Genomic DNA, 20,369 nt, shown 5'->3' on the forward strand with positions numbered 1-20,369 from the left:
GGCGAAGCTGCCCCAGCTGCCGTTGATCGCACCGCCCGGGGCCCGTGCCTCGTACAGCCAGGCCGGTTACAACCTGGCCGGGCGGATCGTCGAGAAGGTCACGGGCCTGCCCTTCGAGCAGGCCATGGCCTCGCTCGTGCTGGAGCCGGTGGGCCTTGCGGACACCGTGTACGGCCTGTCCGAGGTGATGGTCCGCAAGTTCGCCGTGGGCCACAACCGCGGCGACGACGGCGAACTGCGCCCCGCCCGGCCCTGGGGAGCGTTCAGGGAGGGCGCGCGCGGCGACAACCCCGGTGGCGGCCTCGCCTCCTCGGTGAGCGACCTGCTGCGCTGGGCACGGTTCCAACTCGGCGACGGCGAGGGCGTGTTGCCCGCCGCGGAGCTGCACCGCATGCGGGAGCAGACGGTCGAGCTGCGCGCCAGCACGCTCGGCGACGGCTTCGGCATCTGCTGGTTCCTGCACGACCTGGACGGCGTCCAGGGGATCGGCCACGGCGGCTCGGGCAACGGCCAGTTCGCCGAGCTGCTCATCGTGCCCGAGCGCAACTTCGCCGTGGTCTCCCTGGCCAACCTCGGCCCGGACGGCTACCCCTTCAACCAGTCCGTCGTACGGTGGGCCCTTGAACACTGCCTCGGAATCGTCGAGAAGACGGTGGAGCCGCTCCCCTACGACGAGGGACAGGCCCGACAGGTCGTCGGCCGCTACGAGATCGACGCCATAAACCTCGACATCGCCTCCGACGGCACCCGTCTCACCCTGGCGGTCGGGATCAAGCCGGAGATCCGCGAGGCATCGGACGAGGAAATGCCCCCCGACCACCCGGCCGCGGACATCGGCTTCCTCCCCGGCGACGACGAGTACATCATCACCGAAGGCGGCCTCAAAGGGCAGCGCGGCTACTTCTCCCGTGCCGCAGACGGCGCGGTCACAGGCGTCGACCTCGCCGGCCGGCTCTTCAAGCGGGTGGCGCAGGCATCCTGATCCGATGCAGGCCGGGGCGATCCCACGAGGCCGCCCCGGCACGCAGAACCGACGACGGCCGGTTCACGGACACGGCCCGTCTCTGCCGCGCCGGCCCCGCACCGCGAAGTGCCGCCAGGGCGAAGCCGTCCGTGTCAGCCCTCGAAGCCCTGGTCGCGCAGGATCCTGTCGATGCGGGTGCGGTGGGCCTCCTCCCATGCGTCGAGGGTCTCGTCGGCCTCCGCGGCCAGTCTGGCCCGGGCGGCGGACAGGGTCTCCCGTGCGCGGGCGGACGGGACCACCACCACGCCCTCCTCGTCGGCGACGACGATGTCGCCGGCGTTCACCGTGACTCCGGCGCAGCGCACTTCGGCGTTGAGCGGCGCGATGGCCTTCTTGCTTCCGGGAACGGGGATCACCCCCCGGGCGAACACCGGGAAGCGCAGGTCCCGGACCTCGGCGAGGTCGCGGATCAGACCGTCGGCGACAAAGGCCGCGACGCCGCGGCGCTGCGCCACGGCGCACACGTTGCCGCCGGCCAGCGCGTAGTCCAGGTCACCCGACTCGACGACGATGACGGCGCCCGGGGCGGCGCGGTGGATGGCTGCGTGCAGCATGAGGTTGTCGCCGGGAGGACACCTGACGGTGAACGCGGGTCCGGCCACGCGTGGCACCGGCGACCACAACGGGCGGATGCCGATGTCCATGACCTGCTCGCGGCCCAGGACATCGGCGAGGGTGGTGGTCGGAACGTCCGCGAACGGGGAAGCGACGGCTTCGGTGGCGTCTGCCATGACTCCTGTGTCCTCCAACGTGGCTGTGCGGCCGCGTCCTTCCCCGGCTGCAGAAGTGCTGCACCCAGGTGGCGCCGCCGTCCGGCGTCGACAGTACGGTGCCCCCGTCGCGCACCGTTCACCAGTGCCGGCCCGGGGTGGGGAGTCGCGCGACGGCGTGGCCTCACGCCCCGGTCATACCGCCACCGGTGAGGCCTGGAACCAGCGCCGGGACCCAGAAGACGGCGGCGGCCAGGGCGATCGAGGCGATTCCCACGGCACGGGCCACCAGACGGCCCGCCGGAGCCAGCTTCTCGGTGGTGATCACGGCGGCCACCACCGCCATGGCCCACAGGTTCATCGCACCGAACGCCGCCAGCACCACCATCAGCGACCAGCAGCAGCCCAGGCAGAAGGCCCCGTGGTGGGCTCCGGCACGCAGATCGCGCGAGGGCCCCGGGTACGAGGCGTAGCGCAGCATCAGCCCGATCGGCGAGCGGCACTTCGCCAGGCAGCGGTCCTTGAGGGGCGTGAGCTGGTAGCCGCCGTTGACCGCGAACACGGCCGCGGCCACTGCGGTCCCCGCCGACGCGGAGAGGCCGGCCGCCCGGCCCAGACCGACCGCGAGCCCGTACGCGGGGATTCCGGCCGCGGCCCAGACAAGCAGGTAGGCGATCGTGAAGACGACCATGCGCGCGGCCCGGTGCACGGTGATGGTGCGTGCGTACAGCGCGGCGACGGGCGCCGTGGCGGGCAGCATCATCGCGGCCATCATCAGCGTCCACACCGCCAGGAAGGCCGGCAGACCCAGGCCCATGGTGCCCGGCATCGCCTGCATACCGCCCCAGCGCGTCACCACCCCGATCCAGGCCGCAGCGGCCGCGACCAGCAGCAGTCCGGCGGGCCCCGCCGTGCGGCGGACGGCGACCGGCCGACCGGTCACGCGGACCACGCGAAGGGCGCCGAATGTCCGTTGCCGCCGGAGAAGTCCCAGGACCGGCCGTACACGCCGTCGCCGGCCGCCCGGGTGGAACGGGCGATGGTCAGCGTGCTGTTCACCGGGTGGAACATGCCGGTCAGACCCATGACCGGACCGTCCTCGCCGAACTGCGGGGCGACCTGGTCCTCGATCTCGATGTCGATGGCGTCGCCCACCCGCGCGGCATGGCGGCGGCCGTCGTCGCGGTAGTCGATGGGCACGCGCTCCACGCCGAGGACCTCTCCGATGAGCGGAGTGAGCGCCGCCATCGGCCCGCCGGCCTGGCCGGAGAAGACCCTGCCCAGCGCCTCCGCCTGGCCGTCGTCGGCCGAAGCGTCGAGGTACAGCGCCACCTGCCAGCCGCCCTCGGCCATCACCCGGGGCGCGTCGATGAAGACGGCGACGCTGCGGTCGGAGACGTCCACACCGTCCACGCTCCCGCGGTCCACGTGGAACGCGAAGGTCACCTGGCAGCGCTCCTGGTCGGCCGGGGCGGTGAGGCCCGAGGTGGTGCAGGGGCACACCACGTCGCAGTTGCAGCTCTCCAGATACGTGCCGCTCAGATTCCAGGGCATGGCTCTTCGCCTCCCTCTTCTACGCCCCCTCGGCCAAGGGAAGGCATCGGGAGGCTCCGTCCCGTCCCGGTGCCACTCCTCTCCAGGCTATTCCCGACTACCGCCGTCGCGCAGATCCGCCGCCGACGCTACGCGTGGATGCCGTACGGCGGTTCCCCGCCGTGGTGGACGGCCAGGAGGTTGGCCACGGCCATCTCGGCCACCCTGGTCAGGGCCTGGGTGCTGTTGAAGGCGCTGTGCGGGGTGATGAGGAGGCGGGCCGGGGCGAAGGAGAGGAGGCCGTGCGGGTCGGCGGTGGGGGGTGGGGTGGGTTCGGTGTAGTAGCCGTCCAGGGACGCGCCCGCGATGGTGCCCTCGGCCAGGGCGGAACGCAGGGCCGAGGGGTCGACGAGTTCCGCGCGGGACACGTTCACCAGGTACCCGGCGGGGCCCAGCGCGCGCAGGTGCTCGGTGCCGATGATCCCGTCGTTCCCGCCCGCTTCGTGGGTGAAGCTGACGCTCACCACGTCGGCGGCGGCGAAGAGTTCGGTCAGGGACGGGACCGCCGTGTACGGCAGGGTGTCCAGCTCGGGGCGGGGCGAGCGGTTCCAGTAGAGGATCTCCGTGCCGAACGCGGCGTGCGCCATCCGGGCCACCTCGCGGCCGACGTGCCCCATGCCCGCGATGCCGAGGCGGGCACCGGCCAGGGAAGGGGTGGTCCGCTCGCTCCAGCGGCCGGCGGCGACCTCGGTGGCGGTCCGGGTGACGGACCGGACGAGGTCGAGGATGTGGGCGAGGGTCATCTCGGCGACCGCGACGGCGTTGGCGTGCGGGGTGTTGGCGAAACGGATCCGCGAGGGGCCCGTGGGCAGTTCCATGAAGGAGCTGTAGCCGGTGCCGAGGAAGCAGGCGACGGCCAGCTCGGGAAGCCGGTCCCAGGTCCTGGCGGACAGCCGCTCGCTGCCGCCGAGGAGGTAGCCCCAGGCACCGTCGAGGGCCTTGACCACCCCTTCCTCGTCGAGGTCGCCGGGGGCGCCGGTGACCTCGATCCCGGCGGTGTGCAGCGTGCGGACGGCGGACTGGGGGAGGGCGGGGCCGGTGACGACGATCCGGCGTCCGGCGTGGGCGGGTGCGGTCACGGCTGGGGTTCTCCCGTGCTGGTGGAGGTGTGCGGGGGCGGGGCGGGGACCGGCGGCGTCACGGCTGTCCTCCCGCCGCGGCCGCCGTGCCGGTCGTCGCCGCGGGGCGGACGGACAGCGCCCGTTGGAAACCGCGGATCGTCAGTGGCAGGAACACGGCTCCGAACAGGGCCAGCGGCACGGTCAGCAGGGCGGTGAGCCGCTGTGGACCGACCGTGCCGCCGACGGCCGCGAGGAGCGCACCGGCGAGGGGGAAGGCCAGGTCGTTGATGATGAAGAACGAGCCCATGACCTTCCCCAGGTGCTCCTGGGCGATGACCCGCACCCGCTGGGTGCGGTTGAAGACGTTGAAGTACGCGGCGGCGACGAGCATCCCGACGAACGCCAGGGCGTAGGCGGTGAAGGACGACGCGAGGCCGAGCAGCAGCGTCGCCGCGCACATCCCGGTGAAGCCGATCACGCCCAGCGCACGGACGTCGAACCGCCGTAGCAGCAGTGGGATGAGCAGCAGGTTGACCAGGCCCATGACACCGACGTACGTGTTGAGCAGCGCGAAGGACGACTCGGGTGCCTTGAACACCCCGGTGACGACCGCGGCGTTGGCGGCCAGCGCCACCGACAGCACCAGGTTGATGGCGAAGTTGAAGCCCGCGAGCATCAGGACGGGCCGGTTGCGGACCATCAACCGCCAGCCCTGCCGTATTTCGGCCACCGAGTCCCGCAGGGTATTGCCGGCCGGCCGTTCCACCGGATCGGGGCGGAACCGGGGCAGTGGCAGCCAGCAGGCCGCGGCGGCCGCGAACATGGCGCCGGCCAGGCCCAGCAGCCCCACCTTGCCGAGGGCCAGTACCGCGCCCACCGCCAGCCCCGGGCCGAGCGCCATGGCGAGCAGCTCCATGTTCTGCACCAGGGACTGGGTCCGGGCCAGCTGCTCGCCCGCGGCCAGCCGCGGCACGACCTTCTCCACGGACAGGTGCACACCGGCCATGGCCGTGGAGAGCAGCGCCCCGTTGGCCATGAGCACCGGCGTCGACCAGCCGGGCCTGGCCAGACAGAGCGCCATCGCGGCGCCGAGCAGCACGGCGCGGGCCACGTTGGCGCGGGAGAACAGCCGTACACCGCCGTCGCGGTCGACGAGAACCCCCGCGAAGGGGTAGGCGACCAGGTTGGGCAGCCACTCCAGGGCATAGGCCAGACCCAGCGTGGAGACCTCGCCGGTGTCGCGGTAGATGATCAGAGGCACGGCGAACAGCACGAGCTGCTGGGCCAGGAGCCCGGTCAGCACGCCGGCCGAGAAGAACGCGCGCCGGGCACGGTCGCCGGCCATCACACCGCCTGCCGGCCGGGAACGGGCTCCGGCAGCTCCCGCTGTTCGAGCGCGCGGACCAGGGGCAGGACACGGGTGAAGAAGCGCCGCATCTCGTCGCGGGCGGGCCACCCGGAGAAGATGAACTCGCTGACGCCGGCCGCCTTGTACGCGAGGACGGCCTCCGCGACCTCCGCGTAGCTGCCGGCCAGACAGAGCGCCGGACCCCCGCGGTAGGCGACGACACCGGAGTACAGCACCGGGTCGAGCCAGCCGTGGCTGGCCTCCTCGGCGAGGCGGAAGGAGTTCTTCACGGCCTGCGAGTCGCCCTGTTCCACGAACTCGGCGACCCAGCTGCGGTGCTTCTCGTCGCCCCCGGCGACGACCGCGGCGAGGTCGGTCAGGGCCTCCTCGCGGGTCTCGCGGGCCAGCACCTGCATCCGCAGCCCGACCCGGCAGCCCTGCCGCAGAACGGGCTCGGCGGACCGGACGATCGCCTCCGGGATGTCGGCGTACCGGAACCAGCAGTCCCCGTACCGAACGGCGTTGGCCTGGGCGACGGCCGAGGCGCCGCTGATGTAGATCTCGGGCCGGCCGCCCCCGTGGAAACCGAGGCCCAGCCGGGCGCCCCTGACGCGGTAGTGGGCGCCCTCGTAGTCGAAGGGCGTGTCCGGGGTGCGCCAGAACCGGTGGACGACGTCCAGGAACTCGGCGGCACGGGCGTAGCGCTCGTCGTGCGGCAGGAAGTCGCCGTAATAGGCCTGTTCGGCAGGGGAGATGCCGGCGATCACATTGAGTGAGACACGGCCGCCGGACATCCAGGACAGGGTGTTCACGACCTGGGTGAACAGGGTCGGCGACAGGAGTCCGGGCCGGTAGGCGAGGATGAACTTCAGCCGCCGGGTCTCATGTGTGAACACCCCCATGATCGGGAGCGGGTCCGGCAGATCGAAGCTCTGGGCCATCAGCAGGGAATCGACGCCGAGTTCGTCGGCCTCGCGGGTGAAGTCGACGGCTCCGTCGAGGTCCAGGACGTCGGAGGCGTACTTCTGGGCGGTCTTCTCCTGGCCGTCGTCCAGCGCGGAGCCCCAGTGGAAGCGCAGCTGGTTCACGCGCCGACCTCCACGGCGGCGGGCTCGGCCACCAGCCGGTAGCGGGCGACGGCCTCGTGGACGGCCCGGCGCACCGCGGCCTGGCCGGCGCCGCGCAGCAGGAAACGGCCGCCGGCGTGGTCGTAGCCGCCGTCCCCGTCGAAGACGTGGCCCACGGCGGGCAGTGCCTCGGCGTACACCTCGGGGACCTCGCCGAGCAGGGAGCCGCGGGCGGCGACCCGGGCCGGCAGGGGCCGGGGCTCGGGGAAGACCAGCCAGCCGCCGGAGGCCTCGACGCGACGCAGTGCGGCCTCGTCGGTGAGCGGCGGCAGGCCCACGGCGGTGCGGACGGCCTCGCAGTACAGATCGATGCCGAACAGGTCGCGGTGGACGAACGGCACACCCGCGCCGCCCGGGCGCAGGCCGACCTCCAGGAACACCGGTTCGCCCGAGGGCGGGAGGATCAGCTCCAGGTGGAAGGGGCCGTCCCACAGCTCCAGGGCGTCCAGGCAGTCGGCGGCGAAGCCGCTGAGTTGCTCGTGCAGCGGGCCGCGGTCGAGGAGGACGGAGCCGAGCGGGGTGCCGCCGGTGAAGTCCAGGCAGGTGTTCACGTACTCGGAGACACTGGCGAAGTGGAAGCGGCCGTCGGTGCGGATGCCGTCCACGTGGTGGATCCGGCCCTCGACGTACTCCTCGGCCTCGTAGCCGGGCAGGCGCTCGCGGCCGATCTCCTGCAGTGCCGCGGCCAGTTCCGCCTCGGTGCGGACCAGCCGGACTCCCCGGGAGGCGGCGCCGTCGCGCGGCTTGAGGATCAGCGGCAGTCCGGGCAGTCCGGACCCCGGATCGAGCACGGTGCCGGCGGTGGCGTCGGCGTCCAGGGCGAGGTAGCGGGGGGCGCGCAGCCCCGCGAAGGTGACCCAGCGCTTCATGACCGTCTTGTCGCGGAAGCGGGTGACGTATTCCAGGGTCCAGCCGGGGACGCCCAGGGCCGAGCGGAGCCGGGCTGCGGTGAGCAGATCGAACTCGGAGGGGCCCACGATCCCGGCGAGCGGCCCGTGCGTCTCGGCGATGCGCCGGGCGTGGGGCAGCAGGGTGGCGTACTCCAGGTCGGGTACGACGACGGTCTCCACGGCCGTGGCACGGTCCAGCGGGGGCAGGCCGTCCTCGGTGGTGAGGTAGGCCAGCCGGTGGGTGCCGCCGGGCAGGAAGCGGTGGTACTCGCCGAACTCGTCGTCGAAACGGTTGATGACCAGGAGCAGCGGTGGGGATCCGGGCGCGGGCAGGGGGTCGGTGTCACTCAAAGGTCACTCCACGGTCGATGACGTGCCCGAGCTCGACGGCGTCGGCGTACGAGTCGGCGGTGTAGACGGCGTGCCCGATCCGGCAGCGGAAGTCGGGGTCCGGCGGGATCGGCTCGCCCGGCTTCAGGTACAGCTGGACGTCCAGTACGTCAGGCCGCGCCCGCAGGGCCGTCAGGCCCGAGACGGTGCGGTAGTCGGCGCGGCCGGGCGCGGTGAGGAAACGGATGCCGGCGTGCTTGGCGCGTGGCGCGCTCGCCGGGACACCCCGCGGCAGCCGGCCCGGATCGAGGGACAGGCCGGTGTGCGCGGCCACCGCGAGGTGTGGCAGGGACACACCGGTGGCCAGCCGGACCAGGTCCGGAATGTGGTCGCCGCCCATCCGGGCGCCGAGCTCGATCAGGACCGGTTCGCCGCCGGGCAGCCTCAGTTCGCAGTGGAACGGCCCCACCCGCACCCCGAGCGCGGCGACGACATCGGCGACATAGGCCTCGACGGCCTGCCGCTCGACGGTGCTCAGATCGGCCTGGACGATGTGGCCCAGCTCCACGAAGTGCGGTTCGGGGCCGAGGAACTTGCGGGTGACGGCCACGACCACCACCTCGCCCGAGGCGGTCACACAGCCCTCGACCGACACCTCGGGTCCGTCGAGGTACTCCTCCACCAGTACCCGGCCGTCGAGCCTACGGCCGAGGTCGGGGCGGAGGTCGGCGGTCAACAGGGCGTGGGCCCGGTGGAGTTCGGCGCGGGTGTCGGCCCGGGTGACATGGACGCTGCCGGCCGAGTCGGAGGGCTTGAGCACGCAGGGAAAACCCACGTGGTCGGCGGCGGCGTCGAGTTCGGCGGCCGACGCCGCCGGGGCCCAGCGCGGTACCCGCAGCCCGGCGGCGTCGATCCGGCGGCGCATCGCGGTCTTGTCACGGACCTGCTCGACCGAGTCCTCCGCGAGCCCGGCCAGCCCCAGCCGTGCGGCGATCCGGGCGACCGCGGGCACGTAGAACTCGAAGCCCGGCAGGACACCGCGGAGGCCACCGTCCTCGTGCAGTCGCAGGGCGGCCCGCGTCAGGGCGGTCTCGTCGGCGGTGTCGACGGTGACCAGGGTGTCGATGTCCGGCCGGACCGAGTCCGGCAGTCGGCGGTCGTCCCGGTCGAAGGACGCCACCACGGTCCTGAGCCCCAGGTCACGGGCGGCGGTCAACAGCGCTGTCCCGGACGAGACCGGCTCGACGACCAGCACCCGGTCGCCGGCGTGTGCGTCGCGGAGGTCGGTCGTCATGTCAGACTCCGGCCGGCACCGACTCGCGGGCCCCGACGGTGGACTCGTACAACTCGGCGAAGTAGTCGCCGATGAGGTTGACGAACACGGTCAGATAGGCCTCGGCCTGCTCGGGCGTGCTGAACTTCTCGACGGCGCGGGAGACGGTGCGGAACATCAGCTCGTCGTGGTCGTGGGACTCGTCGAAGGCGATGTGCGCGCGGGTGCCGTGCACGTACTCCTTGCCGAACTCCTGGGCGGCCTTCTCGGTGATGACCGGGTTGTACCGGTCCGAGTACCACTCCACGAACCAGTCCCAGATGGTGGTGGGCGCCGGGCCGGAGCGGTCCGCCTCCAGACGCAGATATCCCATGAGCTGGGCGGTGGAGGGGAAGACCGGGGTGGCGTTCAGCTCCTCGATGCCGAGGCCGAACTTCTCCAGGTCACGGGTGAACATGTTCTCGTGCCCGAACTCCTCGGCGAGGTAACGGGCGAGCTTGGCGGCCAGGGAGTCGTCCTGGGAGCCGACCTTGTAGAGGGCGTAGCTGTCGACCTCGTTGTTGAGACGGATCCGCAGAACCGTTTCGGTGATGTGCCGGACGTAGTAGTCGCGGTCGATCCATTCGCCGCGGTGGAGTTCGCGGAGCTTGGGCACGCGGGCGAACTGCTTCTCGAGGAGTTCGGCGGCCAGGGATTCGAGACGTGTGCGGTCAAGTTTGGACATGGTGATCGGACGACCCTTCTTCACTCTTCACTCGGATTCGCCGTGCTGTCAGCGGCGTCGTGAGAGGGGGATCGAGTGCAACGCACCCGTGCCTGGAAGGTGCCTTGCTTCCCCCGTGCTGTGTCGCAGGCACATCAAGCCGCCGGTCCTGCCCTTGCTGCGGCTTCGTCCAGACCGTACACAGCCCTTCAGAGGCCAGTCAAGAATCTTCTTGACTGGCCTGGGGTGGTTGAACGAGCCATGGAAGTGGACGTCATGAGTCCGTGACAGCGATGTCGGGTTCGGAGATAAGGCCAGTTCAATGATGTGCTGTCAGGTCTGCCGGGAGGGCTCACATGTCATGTGTGTGAAGTGTCGAGGGTTTTGATTGACAGAAAATCTTGACTGGGTGAGCGTTGCTTTCGATTCATTGCCGGGGTGCGAGAGGCGCCCCACAGGGGGAGGACGAACATGCAGATGGCATGGACTCGACATGTCCGGGTCGGATTCGCCGTCGCCGTTCTGGCGGCACTCCTGGCACTCTCACCTCTGGCGGGAGCCCGCGGCACGGCCCTCCGGTCCCAGTCCGACGGCCCCGGCCCCTGCTGCGCGGCCGCCCTCAACCAGTAGTGGCAGCAGGGTGGTTCGGGCGGGTCGCCGGCAGCGGGGTGGGGGGTCTGACATCCGCGCAGTCGGCCATGCGGCGGTAGGACTCCAGAGCCTGGGCGGGGTCGCCGTGGTGGGCCTGCAGTTCGGCGAGTTCACGCCAGGCCTGGGCGGCCTCGAGGCGGGCTCCCAGGGACTGGAGCTCCTCGGCGGCCGTCCGGCACTCCTCGACACCCGCGGCGTTCCGGCCGTCCGCCACCATGGCCAGACCCAGCACCCAGCGGGCCCGGCCCGCCTCGACGGCCGTACGCCCCTCCAGTCGGCCCATCGCCCGCAGCGCCACGGCGACGGCGTCGGCCGGGCGGCCCGACAGCAGCTTCAGACGGGCCAGTTCGGTCTCGCAGGACGCCAGGTCACCGGAGTCCGACGTTCGCAGGAAGACCTCGTGCGCCTGTGCCAGCAGCGGCGCCGCCCGCCCCGGCTCCGGCGGATCGGTACGCAGCAGCAGCCAGCCGTAGGTCAGGCGCAGCCGGGCCAGACTCCGCTCGGAGTCGTCCTCGGCCATCAGGGCGAGAGCCTTCTCCACCAGTTCCAGGGCCAGTCCGAAGTCGCCCCGGGCCTCGGTGACCAGCGCCGCGTTCCAGTACGCCGAACCACGGGCCCGGCGCGAGCCGTTGTGCTCGGCACGCTCGATCACCCGGGCCGCGAGCCGCTGCGCGGTCGTCAGGTCGCCACGGCCCCAGTAGGCGGCGACCAGCGTGGATGCCAGCCGGATCTCGTCGTCGGTGCCCTCCAGGCCCAGCAGGCGCACCTCCGTCAGGGCCTGTTCCCCCAGCTCGATGCTCCGGCCGAAGTCACCGGCCTCGCTGAGCAATCGGCAGCGCATCGTGAGCAGCGGCAGCAGCCCGACCGGCAAGGTCTCACCGCGCCGGGCCGCGGCGATCAGCCGCTCCAGCCCGTCCAGCGCACTGTCGGTCTCGCCCAGCGCCTCGTGCGCCCGGGTCAGCGCCCAGAGCGTCTCCCAGATCAGTTCGTGGTCGCCCTCGCGGGTCAGGTCGAGCAGCCGGTCGCGGGCCTCGGTGGCCGCGCCGTTGGCGAGTGCCAGCTCGGCGAAGCGCAGTTTCAGCAGGCGCTCGTCCAGTTCGGTCCGGTCCCGGCCGGTCAGCAGGTACTCCACGGTCGTGCCCAGACGTTCCGCCAGCAGCTCGACCACCGGCGGCTCCGGAGTGCGGCGGTCGGACTCGATCAACGACACGTAGCTGGCGGAGACGGTGCCCCCCGCCAGATCGGCCTGGCTCAGGCCCCGCTCCCGGCGCAGCGCGCGCACGCGCTGTCCCAGCGTGCTGGCGGACATGGTCATCGCGGTCCTCCTTCGCCGGTACGAGGCGTGATGGGACAGCGTAGCGGGTCATGCCGCACAGTCATATCGCCGGACACAGCAAGGGCGGAGTGTGATTCACCTGTAATGCATGGTCGAGACTGCCCTTCCTCGGCCGCGGCTACGACGGCTTCCGCCACACGGAGATGTGCTTCGTGGAGTCCTGGACGAACGGGGACCCGTCCCAGTCCGCGACGCGCCGTTCCAGTTCGAGGCCCGCGATCCGGGCCATCAGGTCCAGCTCCGCCGGCCACGCGTACCGGTGCCGGGAGCCGCCTCGGCGGTAGCGGCCGTCCGCGCCGTCCCGGGTGAGGTGGTGCGAGACCAGGATCTGCCCGACCAGGTCGAAGGTGTCGAAGCCGAGGTGCCCCTCGGAGACGTCGAACGGCACCGCGACCTGCCCGGGCGGCAGCAGCCGCAGCGGCGGCACCCCCAGCTCGATCACGAACCGGCCGCCGGGCGCGAGATGACGTGCCGCGTTGCGGAAGCACTCGACCTGCTCGTCCTGGGTGAGCAGATTCGAGATCGTGTTGTAGACGAGATAGACCAGGGTGAACTCACCGGGCACGGTGGTCGTGGCCATGTCCCCGATCACGACCGGCAGCGTCTCCTCGTCGGCCTTCCGGCGCAGCACCGCCGCCATGTGCTCGGAGAACTCGACGCCCGCCACGGGCACTCCGCGCTCCCGCAGCGGGACGCCGACCCGTCCGGTACCGATGGCGAACTCCAGCGCCCGGCCGTCCGCGGCGAGTTCGGCGAGAAAGGCGACGGTCGGCCCGAGCACGGTGTCCGAGTTCATCTCCGTCTCCTCGGCGTCGTAGCGGTCGGCGTCGGCGCGGCTCCACAGCTCACTGCTTGTCACGGGCGGCCACTCTGCCGGGCGGGCCGCGGTGCTGTCCACGCGATTACCCGGTCGCCGGTCCCCTGACCGGTGCCGTGCCCGGGGCCGGCACCAGCCCCAGCCGCTGGGCGTGCAGAACGGTGCCGAGTCGGTCGCGGGTGCCGAGTTTGCGGTAGATGTTCTCGATGTGCTTGTGCACCGTGCGAGCCGAGATGCCCAGACGCCGGCCGATCGCGTCCGCCGTCAGGGCGTCGGTGAGCAGGAGAAGGACGGTGAGTTCCCGCGGCGTCAGCGCGCAGTCCGCCGCCCGCTCCTCCGGCTCGCCGGCCGCCGCGGCCAACCGACGCCACTGCTCCAGCAGTTGGCGCTGCTGCTCGACGGCGGCGAGCAGCGGCTGCGCGCGCTCGGCGATCCGTACGTGGTCGTCGGTGAAGTCCGCGCCGGACCGGTAGACCAGGCACCCCGTGATCGGCGCGACCGTCCCGGGCAACGGCAGCGCCAGGACCTGGTTCAGGCCGAGGGCGCCACCGAGGACCAGTGCGGTCTCGCTCACCGGCCAGGCCCCGCCCGCGATCTGACGGGCCGTCGCGGGGGTACGGCCGAGGCCGGCCGCGTAGTGGTGGGCGAACGGGTAGCCCGAGCGCAGCACTCCCAGCGCCTCGTCGCCGAGCCGGTCCAACTCGGCGGCGGCTGCGGGCACCAGACCGAGCCTGCCCTTGCCCTCGCTCCAGTCGTCCAGCTTGTAGATCAGCGTTTCCCCGCCGCACAGGCCGGTCAGGGCAGCGGCGAGCAGCGGCCACAACTGCTCGGGGTCGCGTTCGTGCAGCGCGGCCACGGCCAGCTCGGTGAGACGTTCGTAGGCCCTGTCCAGCCCCAGTAACACGAGTTCCTCTCTGCCCCTGCCCCTACGCAGTTTTACGCATACCCACACGACGGTCGGCTGTCGCATGCTTCAACCGGGCACCGAGACCGGATCGACGACTCCGGTCGCGCGGGCCGCCGACACGGGGGAGCGGCGGCCCGCATCCGGCCCGCTTCCCAAGTCATCCGCCCCAGGCAGCGGCACACAGCGCACGGCCGACCTCGTCCGTGTAGCGCACTGCCGTCAGCCACGCCCGGGCGAAGCGTTCCGGGTCCGCCGGGAGGAGCCGCCCGAAGGCGTCGCGCGAGCGGTCCGCCGCCGCGGCCAGCAGCGCGTCGAGGATATCGCCGGCCGTGACGAGACCGTGCCGGTCCAGGCGCCGGGCGTCCGCCCCGGAGTGGCCCGGGAAGGCCAGCACGCGCCGACCGCCCGAGGCCGCCTGCTCGACCCGGCGGCGCAGCAGGTGCACCGGAGCCTCCTCGGACGCGGGAACCGCGGTGCCCGCCACCGGACTCGGCAGATCCGCCTGCTGCAGCCGGTCCAGGCCCACATCGACACGGCTCCCCGCAAGCGTGGGGTGCTCGGCCGCGAGCAACTGCGCGCGGGCGTGCGGAGCCGGAGCGAGACGCGCGATCACCCGCAGCCGGCTGCCCCGGGCCGCCGCCAGCAGCCGCAGGTTGTCGCGGTGCGGCAGCGCCGGATGGTCGTGCGCCATTGTCAGTCGCAGCGGCACACCTGCGCAGTCGGCCAGCAGACAGTCGCCGGCCGCCTCGCGCACCGCGCCGGCCGGAGTCACCTCCAGGAACAGCAGCCCGTGACCGCCGCCCAGGGCTCGCCCGACCTGCTCGGCCACGGGCACCGCCCACAACCGGTCCAGCGGTTCGGCCCGCCAGCCGGCACCGGACGCGCGCACCGCCCGTACCCCCGAGCCCGCGCCCAGCCGTCCGCTCGGCGACACCGTCGCCCCGGACACGGCGAGGCCTGCCCGCGACAACTCGCGGTGCGTCAGCGCCGTGTCACCGATGCGTACGGCGCGGTCGGCGGCGCCCACCGCGCGGCCCGCGCCGCCCGGGGCCACGTCCGAGACGGTGTACAGGCGGCCGTCGGCGTCGGCGGTCCAGGTGACGGCACCCGCGTACCCGCTCGCGGTGAGCACCGGCTCGGAGAACAGGCCGTACAGCCGCAGCGACCCGTCCGGGGTGTACGGCTGCCGTACGGTGCCGCGCAGTTCGGTCAGTTCCGGACCGCCGGCATGCGGGACACGAAACGCCACGTACATGCTTTCGCCGAGGGCCGCGACCAGGTCCGGCAGCCGGAACGCCGGGTCGGCGGCGCGGGCCGCACGCAACGCGGTGACCACGGAGACCGCCGCCGCGGCCGCCCGGGGGAGACCCGCGAGCCGCGCCGTGTGGGCGGCGCGCAACAACTCCGCCTGGAGTACAGCACCGGAACCGTCCGCACCGGCGTCCAGCACGGCGGCCGCGGCGGCGAAAACAGCCTGGGCCGCGGCGTGTTGAGGAAGCGTCGCGGTCTCATCGGCGGCGGGGACGGGAGTGGGCTCAGGGCCGGGGCCGGGGGGTTCGGGAGCGGTCGAGCCGGGTGCGGGCTTCTCGACGGACCCGGACGCATCGGCCACCGGACTCACCGGACTAACCGGATCCACCGAACTCACCGGAGCTGCCGAAGCCGCCGCCGCGCGGTGCAGGCAGTCCGGGGCCAGCAGACAGCCGCAGCGAATGGCCGTCGCGTCGGCCACGACACCCCCGGGGGCGTGCAGTTCGAGCTCGGAGCCCTCGTCGTCGACGGTGATGCGCACGGTGTCGCCGTCCCGGACGAGCGGACGGCCGGCAAGCTTGGCGACGCCCGCGTCCAGCCGCTTGCGCAGCCGGGGCGAGAGAGCCGCGACCAACTCGGCGGTCACGGCCGGGGCGACGGCGGGCAGTTCCCGTTCCGTGCTCATGCGACCTTCTCCCCTACCCAGCGGGCGAGTTCCAGCGGGCTGAGCGCCGCTACCGGCATCCCGGCGGCGACCAGCTGCCCGGCGACCCCGGTCGAGTAGCGGGGCCGCCCCGAGTCGTCGAGACTCGCGCAGCCCAGGACGTGACAGCCCGCCCCGACCAGCGCCCGGACCTCGGCGAGCAGTCCGCCGACCGGATAGCCCTCCTCGAAGTCGCTGACCACCACCACGAGCGTGCGGGACGGCACGGTCACCAGCTCACGCGCGTGCCGCAGCCCGGCCGCGATATGGGTACCACCGCCCACACTGACCTCCAGCAGCAGCGACAGCGGGTCCTGGACATGGTCGGTGAGGTCGATGACCTCGGTGGAGAAGGCCAGGAAGTGCGTGGACAGCATCGGCACCCCGGCCAGCACCGACGCCGTGAGCGCCGCCCAGATCGTGGACGCCTCCATGGACCCCGACACGTCCGTCACCAGGACCAGCCGCCAGTCGGCCGCCCGCCGGGCCCGCGTCCGGAAGACGGGACGCTCCGGGATCACCCGGACCGTGCCGTCCGGCGCCCGGCGAGCGGTGGCCAGGTTGGCCCGCAGGGTACGCGGCAGGTCGAGGCCGCCTCCCGGGCGCCGACTGGGGCGCGGCAGGGCGGTGCCGTGCAGTGCGGGGCGCAGCCGGGTCGCCAACTCCCGCGTCAGCGCGTCCACCAGACGCCGTACCAGTGGGCGCAGCGCGGCAAGCCGGGCCTCCGGCAGTCCGCCCGCGTGCCGCAGCACCGACCGCAACAGGTCCACGGAGGGTCGCACTCCGTCCGGGTCCAGCTCGGCCAGCACATCCTGGCGGCCCGTCGCGGCGGCCGCCGCCAGCACCTCCTCCCGAATGCCCGGCCCGAACAGCGCAGCCAGTTCCTCGGACCACTCCCGCACCCCGGGATACGACGCCTCGCGACCGCCCCCGCCGCCGAGGTCACCGCGGCTGCCCTCGCCGCGTCCGCTGCCGTACAACTCGTCCAGAGCGGTGGCCAACGCGCGTGCCGTTCCAGGTAGTTGATCGGTGCGGCGGCCGAGGAGCAGACGCCAGCGATCCGCGGGCGCCAGCCGGTGGTCCTCCGGCCGTACGGTGGCGGTGGCGGTGGGCTCGGGCTCCGTGTGTGCCCGGGGCGGGGGCAGCAGGCCGAGGGCGCCCAGGGTTGCGCGGGCGGCGAGGTCGGCGCTGGTCCAGATGGCCAGTGCGGCCGGGTCGGTCGCGCCGGTGTCGGCCACCCGGTCGATACCGAGACGCTCCTCGACACCGGTCAGCAGCCGGCCACGGTCGGCCGGACTCAGCGTGTCGAAACCGCCGCGCAGGGCCGGGAGCCGATCGAGGAAGTCCCGGTCGGACAGCTCCGACACCCGCTCGACCAGGGGTTCCAACGCCGGGGCTGCCGCGTCCAGCAGCCGCCCGGCGGCCGTCAGCAGCCCGGTGAGACGGGCGGTGAGCGCGGTCCGGGACTCGGCGTCGACCGCCCCGTCCACCCAGGAGGCGACCCGGCCGCCGAAAGCAGCCGGCTCCTCCTGCCCCAGCAGCACACGTACGGCTCCGGCGGCGCCCCGCATCAACGGGGAGCCGCCGGCGGCCAGCCGGGCCAGGGCGTCGGCGAGCCGGATGCCGCCCGACAGGTCCGCGCGATGGGCGAGTTCGAGCAGGGCGTGGGCGTCGGCCGGATCCTCGGAACCGGTGAGGCCGTCCACCTGGCGCACCGCCGCGACGGTCAGCAGCTCGGTCACGGCGACGGCCTTGGCCGTACGGTCCTCGTCCGCCTCCAGGCCCGCGATGTGACCGGCCCGCAGCAGGTCCAACAGGGCGAGCCCGGCAAGGAGTTCGGGCAGGGTGCCGGAGCCCGGGAGCACGTCGGCGGTGGCGTCGAGCCCCTCGTCCACGAGTCCGGGCAGACCGCAGTGTGCCGCCTGCCGCAAGCCGTCGAGGACCTGCGCCGCCGTGGGCCCGCCGGCGTCCCGCTCCTTGCGGCTCCGCTCCCGCAGCAGGCCCTCCGCCGCCTGGGCCAGGGTGACCCCGCGCACCCCGGCCGCAGTCAGCATCGCCGCCGTGGCCGGCGTCCAGCGGACCTCCCAGCGAGAGGTGAGCGCGTCGGCGCCCCCGGTGCCGGTCACCGGCTTTGACTCGGCGTACGGCACCGAGCAGAACTCCAGTCGGCGCAGGAGCAGTTCACGGCGGCGGTCGAGATCCGAGCGGAGGGGATCGAGCCGGAGGTCCCGGGCGGCGCGGGGGACGCCGTCCGCGGGGCCGGGCAGGCCGAGCGCGGTGAGCTCCGCCTCCACAGCCGGGGCGAGACCGCTGCGGGGCGCGCGGGGCGCGGGGCGGCCGACGCGGTCGCCGACCAGGACGTTCTCCATCGCCCTGGCCACCGCCCGGCCGCGGCCGTAGGGCTCGCCCTGTGTCAGCACCGTCTGGACGGCTTCGACCAACTCGCCGCGGCCTGCGGCGGGGAGGTTGCGGAGGCGGGCGAGGTCTCCGGCGAGGCGGGTGATCTCCCTTGCGTCGGCGGGGCCCGAGGGGTGGCCCTGCTCGCGGAGTTCGGCGCAGATACGGACGGCCGCGCGGGTCAACATGTCCTCCATGGCGGTCGGCTCACCGGCCGCTTCGAGAACCATGTGCTGCCACTCGGGGTCGCGGATGCCGGCCGGGTAGCCGGAGCGCTCGTCCAGGAGGGCGTAGGTGTAGGGGATGAGGGAGGTGGTCCATTCGGGTGCGGGTTGTGTGTGGCCGGTCGCGCCCACGCGGCGGCAGCCGCGCATCGATTGCAGCCCCGCGCCCCCAAGGGGGCGCAGCAGTGCTGGTGTGTGAAAGGCGCCGACCACTGCCACTGCTCGCTCACCGTTCTTTGTCGCATCGGCCAGCCGCGAGCGCATCCACTCCTCCCGTCGCAGATCCACCTCCGACACGGTCGACTCCTCCCGCAGTGCCCACCCCGTCAGCAGCGCCGCCCGGCGCAGTGCCTCCGGTGTCGAGCCGGGCGCGGTCGCCTCCACCAGCCGGTCCCAGAGGTCGTCCCCGGGGCGGCCGGTGAGCCGGGCGCGCAAGGCGGCCGAGAGGTGGCCGGGGCCGCGGTCCGCAGCCTCCCCTTCCCGCCACCCCCGGTCCGCCAGCGGCAGATCGCACGCCACGACCGGCACCTGTCGCCGCCCGGCCCATCGCACCGCCGCCAGTTCCGGGGAGAAGTCCGCGAACGGATAGAACGCCGGGCCGCCGCTGCCGTCCGCCGGTGCCGCGGCGAGGGCCACCGGGGCGCGGGTCTCCTCGTGGGCCAGCCACGGCAGCCACTCCTGCAGCTCCGCGGGCAGCTCGACGAGCAGCACGTCCGGCTTCGCCGCGTCCAGCAGCGCGGGCACCGCCGCCGCCAGGGAGGGCGCGTGGTGCCGTACGCCGATCAGATACGGCGCCGCCGGGTCGGTGAGGGCCGCGAGAGCCGCCTCGGGGGAGTCGGACATGGGGTCACGCCTCCAGGACCGTGCGCAGGTCCCACAGCGTGCGCCAGGTCGCCGAGCCCTGTTCCGCGCGCCGTCGTACCGGACCGTCCCAGTAGCCGCGCAGCCGGGCAGCGTCGGCGGGATCGTCCTTGCGCACGACACCGAGGAGGTGGCCCGGGAGCAGGCCGAGGACGTCACGGTCACCAGGGAAGTAGGCGGCCGCCAGGGCCAGCGCGCCCGCCACCGAGACCGCCTCCGCCGTGCTCATCACCGTGGACGGGCGCTCCACCTCCCAGCCCTCGGCCGACCGTCCCTCGCGAAGGTCACGGAACGCGGTGACCAGGGCCTCCAGGACCGCGTCGTCGACCTGGAAGGGTGCCCCGGCCCGCTCCACCGACGCCCGGGCCTGGCCCCGCACCAGCGCGGTCTCGGCGTCGAGGTCCGGGATGGGGCCCACGGTCTCGAAGTTGAAACGGCGCTTGAGCGCGGCCGACATCTCCGAGACACCCTTGTCCCGCAGGTTGGCCGTGGCGATGAGGTTGAAGCCGGGTGCGGCGTGTGCCAACGCGTCTTCGGTGCCCGCCAGTTCGGGTACCGCGATGCGCCGCTCGGACAGCAACGACACCAGGGAGTCCTGGACTTCGGGGAGGCACCGGGTGACCTCCTCGACACGGGCGATGGCGCCCCGGGACATCGCGGTGAGCACGGGGGAGGACACCAGCGCCTGGCGGCTGGGGCCCTGGGCGAGCAACAGGGCGTAGTTCCAGCCGTACTTGAGCTGGTCCTCCGTCGTGCCCGCGGTGCCCTGCACGACCAGCCCGCTGGTGCCGCACACCGCGGCCGACAGCAGCTCGGACAGCATCGACTTCGCGGTACCGGGCTCGCCGACCAGCAGCAGACCCCGCTCGCCCGCGAGGGTCACCACACAGCGCTCGACGAGGGCCCGGTCGCCGACGAACTTGCCCTCCACCACCAGCCGGCGCGGCACGCCCTCCAGTACCTCGGCGCCGTCGGGCAGTCGCAGCGCCTGGCCGGCGCTGCCCATGACGAAGGTGACGACGGCCCGGGGTGTGAGCCGCCAGGCGGGCGGGCGCGGCCCGTCGTCGTACGCCGCGAGGAAGGCCAGTTCGGTGGCGTAGCGGTCCTCGGGCGGGACGATCTGGCGGAGCGGAGCGGTGTGGGTGGTCATCGGTGGCTGTCCT

16 protein-coding genes are annotated in these 20,369 nt (G+C 73.1%); 1 reads left to right on the top strand and 15 read right to left on the bottom strand.

Translation table 11 applies throughout. The features are described from left to right. Positions 1–982: serine hydrolase domain-containing protein (locus ACIRR9_RS42630; RefSeq protein ID WP_403763964.1), on the top strand; the 982-nt coding region annotated here is incomplete at its 5' end. Positions 983–1,116: 134 nt separating this feature from the next. Here ACIRR9_RS42630 and ACIRR9_RS42635 read toward each other — a convergent pair. From ACIRR9_RS42635 to ACIRR9_RS42705, 15 genes are all read right to left on the bottom strand, one after another. Then, a complete protein-coding gene (locus ACIRR9_RS42635; protein WP_403763966.1) occupies positions 1,117–1,755 on the bottom strand; it encodes an RraA family protein in 639 nt (212 codons plus the stop codon). A 163-nt stretch (positions 1,756–1,918) separates the two neighbouring features. Continuing rightward, the gene (locus ACIRR9_RS42640) at positions 1,919–2,677 is read right to left on the bottom strand and encodes a DUF2182 domain-containing protein (RefSeq protein WP_403763968.1); all 759 of its coding nucleotides are present in this window, start codon (positions 2,675–2,677) and stop codon (positions 1,919–1,921) included. After that, the gene (locus ACIRR9_RS42645; RefSeq protein WP_123978937.1) at positions 2,674–3,288 is read right to left on the bottom strand and encodes a DUF1326 domain-containing protein; all 615 of its coding nucleotides are present in this window, start codon (positions 3,286–3,288) and stop codon (positions 2,674–2,676) included. Before ACIRR9_RS42645 ends, ACIRR9_RS42640 begins: the two co-directional genes overlap by 4 nt. Positions 3,289–3,416: 128 nt before the next feature. Continuing rightward, positions 3,417–4,406, bottom strand: coding sequence for a 2-hydroxyacid dehydrogenase (locus ACIRR9_RS42650; protein WP_403763971.1), 990 nt, complete (start codon positions 4,404–4,406; stop codon positions 3,417–3,419). A 58-nt stretch (positions 4,407–4,464) separates the two neighbouring features. Further along, positions 4,465–5,733: an MFS transporter gene (locus tag ACIRR9_RS42655; protein ID WP_403763973.1), complete on the bottom strand. Its 1,269-nt coding sequence runs from the start codon at positions 5,731–5,733 to the stop codon at positions 4,465–4,467. After that, a complete protein-coding gene (locus ACIRR9_RS42660) occupies positions 5,733–6,824 on the bottom strand; it encodes an LLM class flavin-dependent oxidoreductase (RefSeq protein WP_403763975.1) in 1,092 nt (363 codons plus the stop codon). The genes ACIRR9_RS42655 and ACIRR9_RS42660 overlap by 1 nt, the downstream gene beginning before the upstream one ends. Beyond that, positions 6,821–8,104: an acetyl-CoA carboxylase biotin carboxylase subunit family protein gene (locus tag ACIRR9_RS42665; protein WP_403763977.1), complete on the bottom strand. Its 1,284-nt coding sequence runs from the start codon at positions 8,102–8,104 to the stop codon at positions 6,821–6,823. Before ACIRR9_RS42665 ends, ACIRR9_RS42660 begins: the two co-directional genes overlap by 4 nt. Beyond that, positions 8,097–9,377 carry an ATP-grasp domain-containing protein gene (locus ACIRR9_RS42670; protein WP_403763979.1) on the bottom strand — a complete coding sequence of 427 codons (1,281 nt, stop codon included), beginning with the start codon at positions 9,375–9,377 and terminating at the stop codon, positions 8,097–8,099. The genes ACIRR9_RS42665 and ACIRR9_RS42670 overlap by 8 nt, the downstream gene beginning before the upstream one ends. Before the next feature lies 1 nt (position 9,378). Beyond that, positions 9,379–10,080, bottom strand: coding sequence for an iron-containing redox enzyme family protein (locus ACIRR9_RS42675; RefSeq protein ID WP_365337076.1), 702 nt, complete (start codon positions 10,078–10,080; stop codon positions 9,379–9,381). A gap of 598 nt (positions 10,081–10,678) precedes the next feature. Continuing rightward, positions 10,679–12,025, bottom strand: a complete 1,347-nt coding sequence (locus ACIRR9_RS42680; RefSeq protein ID WP_403763981.1) for a helix-turn-helix domain-containing protein — start codon at positions 12,023–12,025, stop codon at positions 10,679–10,681. Between the two features lie 139 nt (positions 12,026–12,164). Beyond that, positions 12,165–12,905 (bottom strand): class I SAM-dependent DNA methyltransferase, encoded by a 741-nt coding sequence (locus ACIRR9_RS42685; RefSeq protein WP_403763983.1) that lies wholly within the window; start codon positions 12,903–12,905, stop codon positions 12,165–12,167. 43 nt (positions 12,906–12,948) lie between these two features. Next, positions 12,949–13,761 carry a LuxR C-terminal-related transcriptional regulator gene (locus tag ACIRR9_RS42690; protein WP_403764128.1) on the bottom strand — a complete coding sequence of 271 codons (813 nt, stop codon included), beginning with the start codon at positions 13,759–13,761 and terminating at the stop codon, positions 12,949–12,951. 166 nt (positions 13,762–13,927) lie between these two features. After that, positions 13,928–15,706 (bottom strand): hypothetical protein, encoded by a 1,779-nt coding sequence (locus ACIRR9_RS42695; RefSeq protein WP_403763985.1) that lies wholly within the window; start codon positions 15,704–15,706, stop codon positions 13,928–13,930. Then, positions 15,703–19,188: a DUF5682 family protein gene (locus ACIRR9_RS42700; RefSeq protein WP_403763987.1), complete on the bottom strand. Its 3,486-nt coding sequence runs from the start codon at positions 19,186–19,188 to the stop codon at positions 15,703–15,705. Before ACIRR9_RS42700 ends, ACIRR9_RS42695 begins: the two co-directional genes overlap by 4 nt. 4 nt (positions 19,189–19,192) lie before the next feature. Beyond that, positions 19,193–20,356, bottom strand: a complete 1,164-nt coding sequence (locus ACIRR9_RS42705; RefSeq protein ID WP_403763989.1) for an AAA family ATPase — start codon at positions 20,354–20,356, stop codon at positions 19,193–19,195. Positions 20,357–20,369: the final 13 nt, after the last annotated feature.

Source organism: Streptomyces sp. NPDC101234 (assembly GCF_044767525.1).
GTDB lineage: Bacteria > Actinomycetota > Actinomycetes > Streptomycetales > Streptomycetaceae > Streptomyces > Streptomyces sasae.

What these genes read in the sequence shown, in the direction of transcription:
- ACIRR9_RS42645 (WP_123978937.1), bottom strand. Translation starts at nt 3,288, where the DNA reads ATGCCCTGGAATCTGAGCGGCACGTATCTGGAGAGCTGCAACTGCGAC.
- ACIRR9_RS42705 (WP_403763989.1), bottom strand. Translation starts at nt 20,356, where the DNA reads ATGACCACCCACACCGCTCCGCTCCGCCAGATCGTCCCGCCCGAGGAC.
- ACIRR9_RS42695 (WP_403763985.1), bottom strand. Translation starts at nt 15,706, where the DNA reads ATGAGCACGGAACGGGAACTGCCCGCCGTCGCCCCGGCCGTGACCGCC.
- ACIRR9_RS42655 (WP_403763973.1), bottom strand. Translation starts at nt 5,733, where the DNA reads ATGGCCGGCGACCGTGCCCGGCGCGCGTTCTTCTCGGCCGGCGTGCTG.
- ACIRR9_RS42635 (WP_403763966.1), bottom strand. Translation starts at nt 1,755, where the DNA reads ATGGCAGACGCCACCGAAGCCGTCGCTTCCCCGTTCGCGGACGTTCCG.
- ACIRR9_RS42675 (WP_365337076.1), bottom strand. Translation starts at nt 10,080, where the DNA reads ATGTCCAAACTTGACCGCACACGTCTCGAATCCCTGGCCGCCGAACTC.
- ACIRR9_RS42700 (WP_403763987.1), bottom strand. Translation starts at nt 19,188, where the DNA reads ATGTCCGACTCCCCCGAGGCGGCTCTCGCGGCCCTCACCGACCCGGCG.
- ACIRR9_RS42670 (WP_403763979.1), bottom strand. Translation starts at nt 9,377, where the DNA reads ATGACGACCGACCTCCGCGACGCACACGCCGGCGACCGGGTGCTGGTC.
- ACIRR9_RS42680 (WP_403763981.1), bottom strand. Translation starts at nt 12,025, where the DNA reads ATGACCATGTCCGCCAGCACGCTGGGACAGCGCGTGCGCGCGCTGCGC.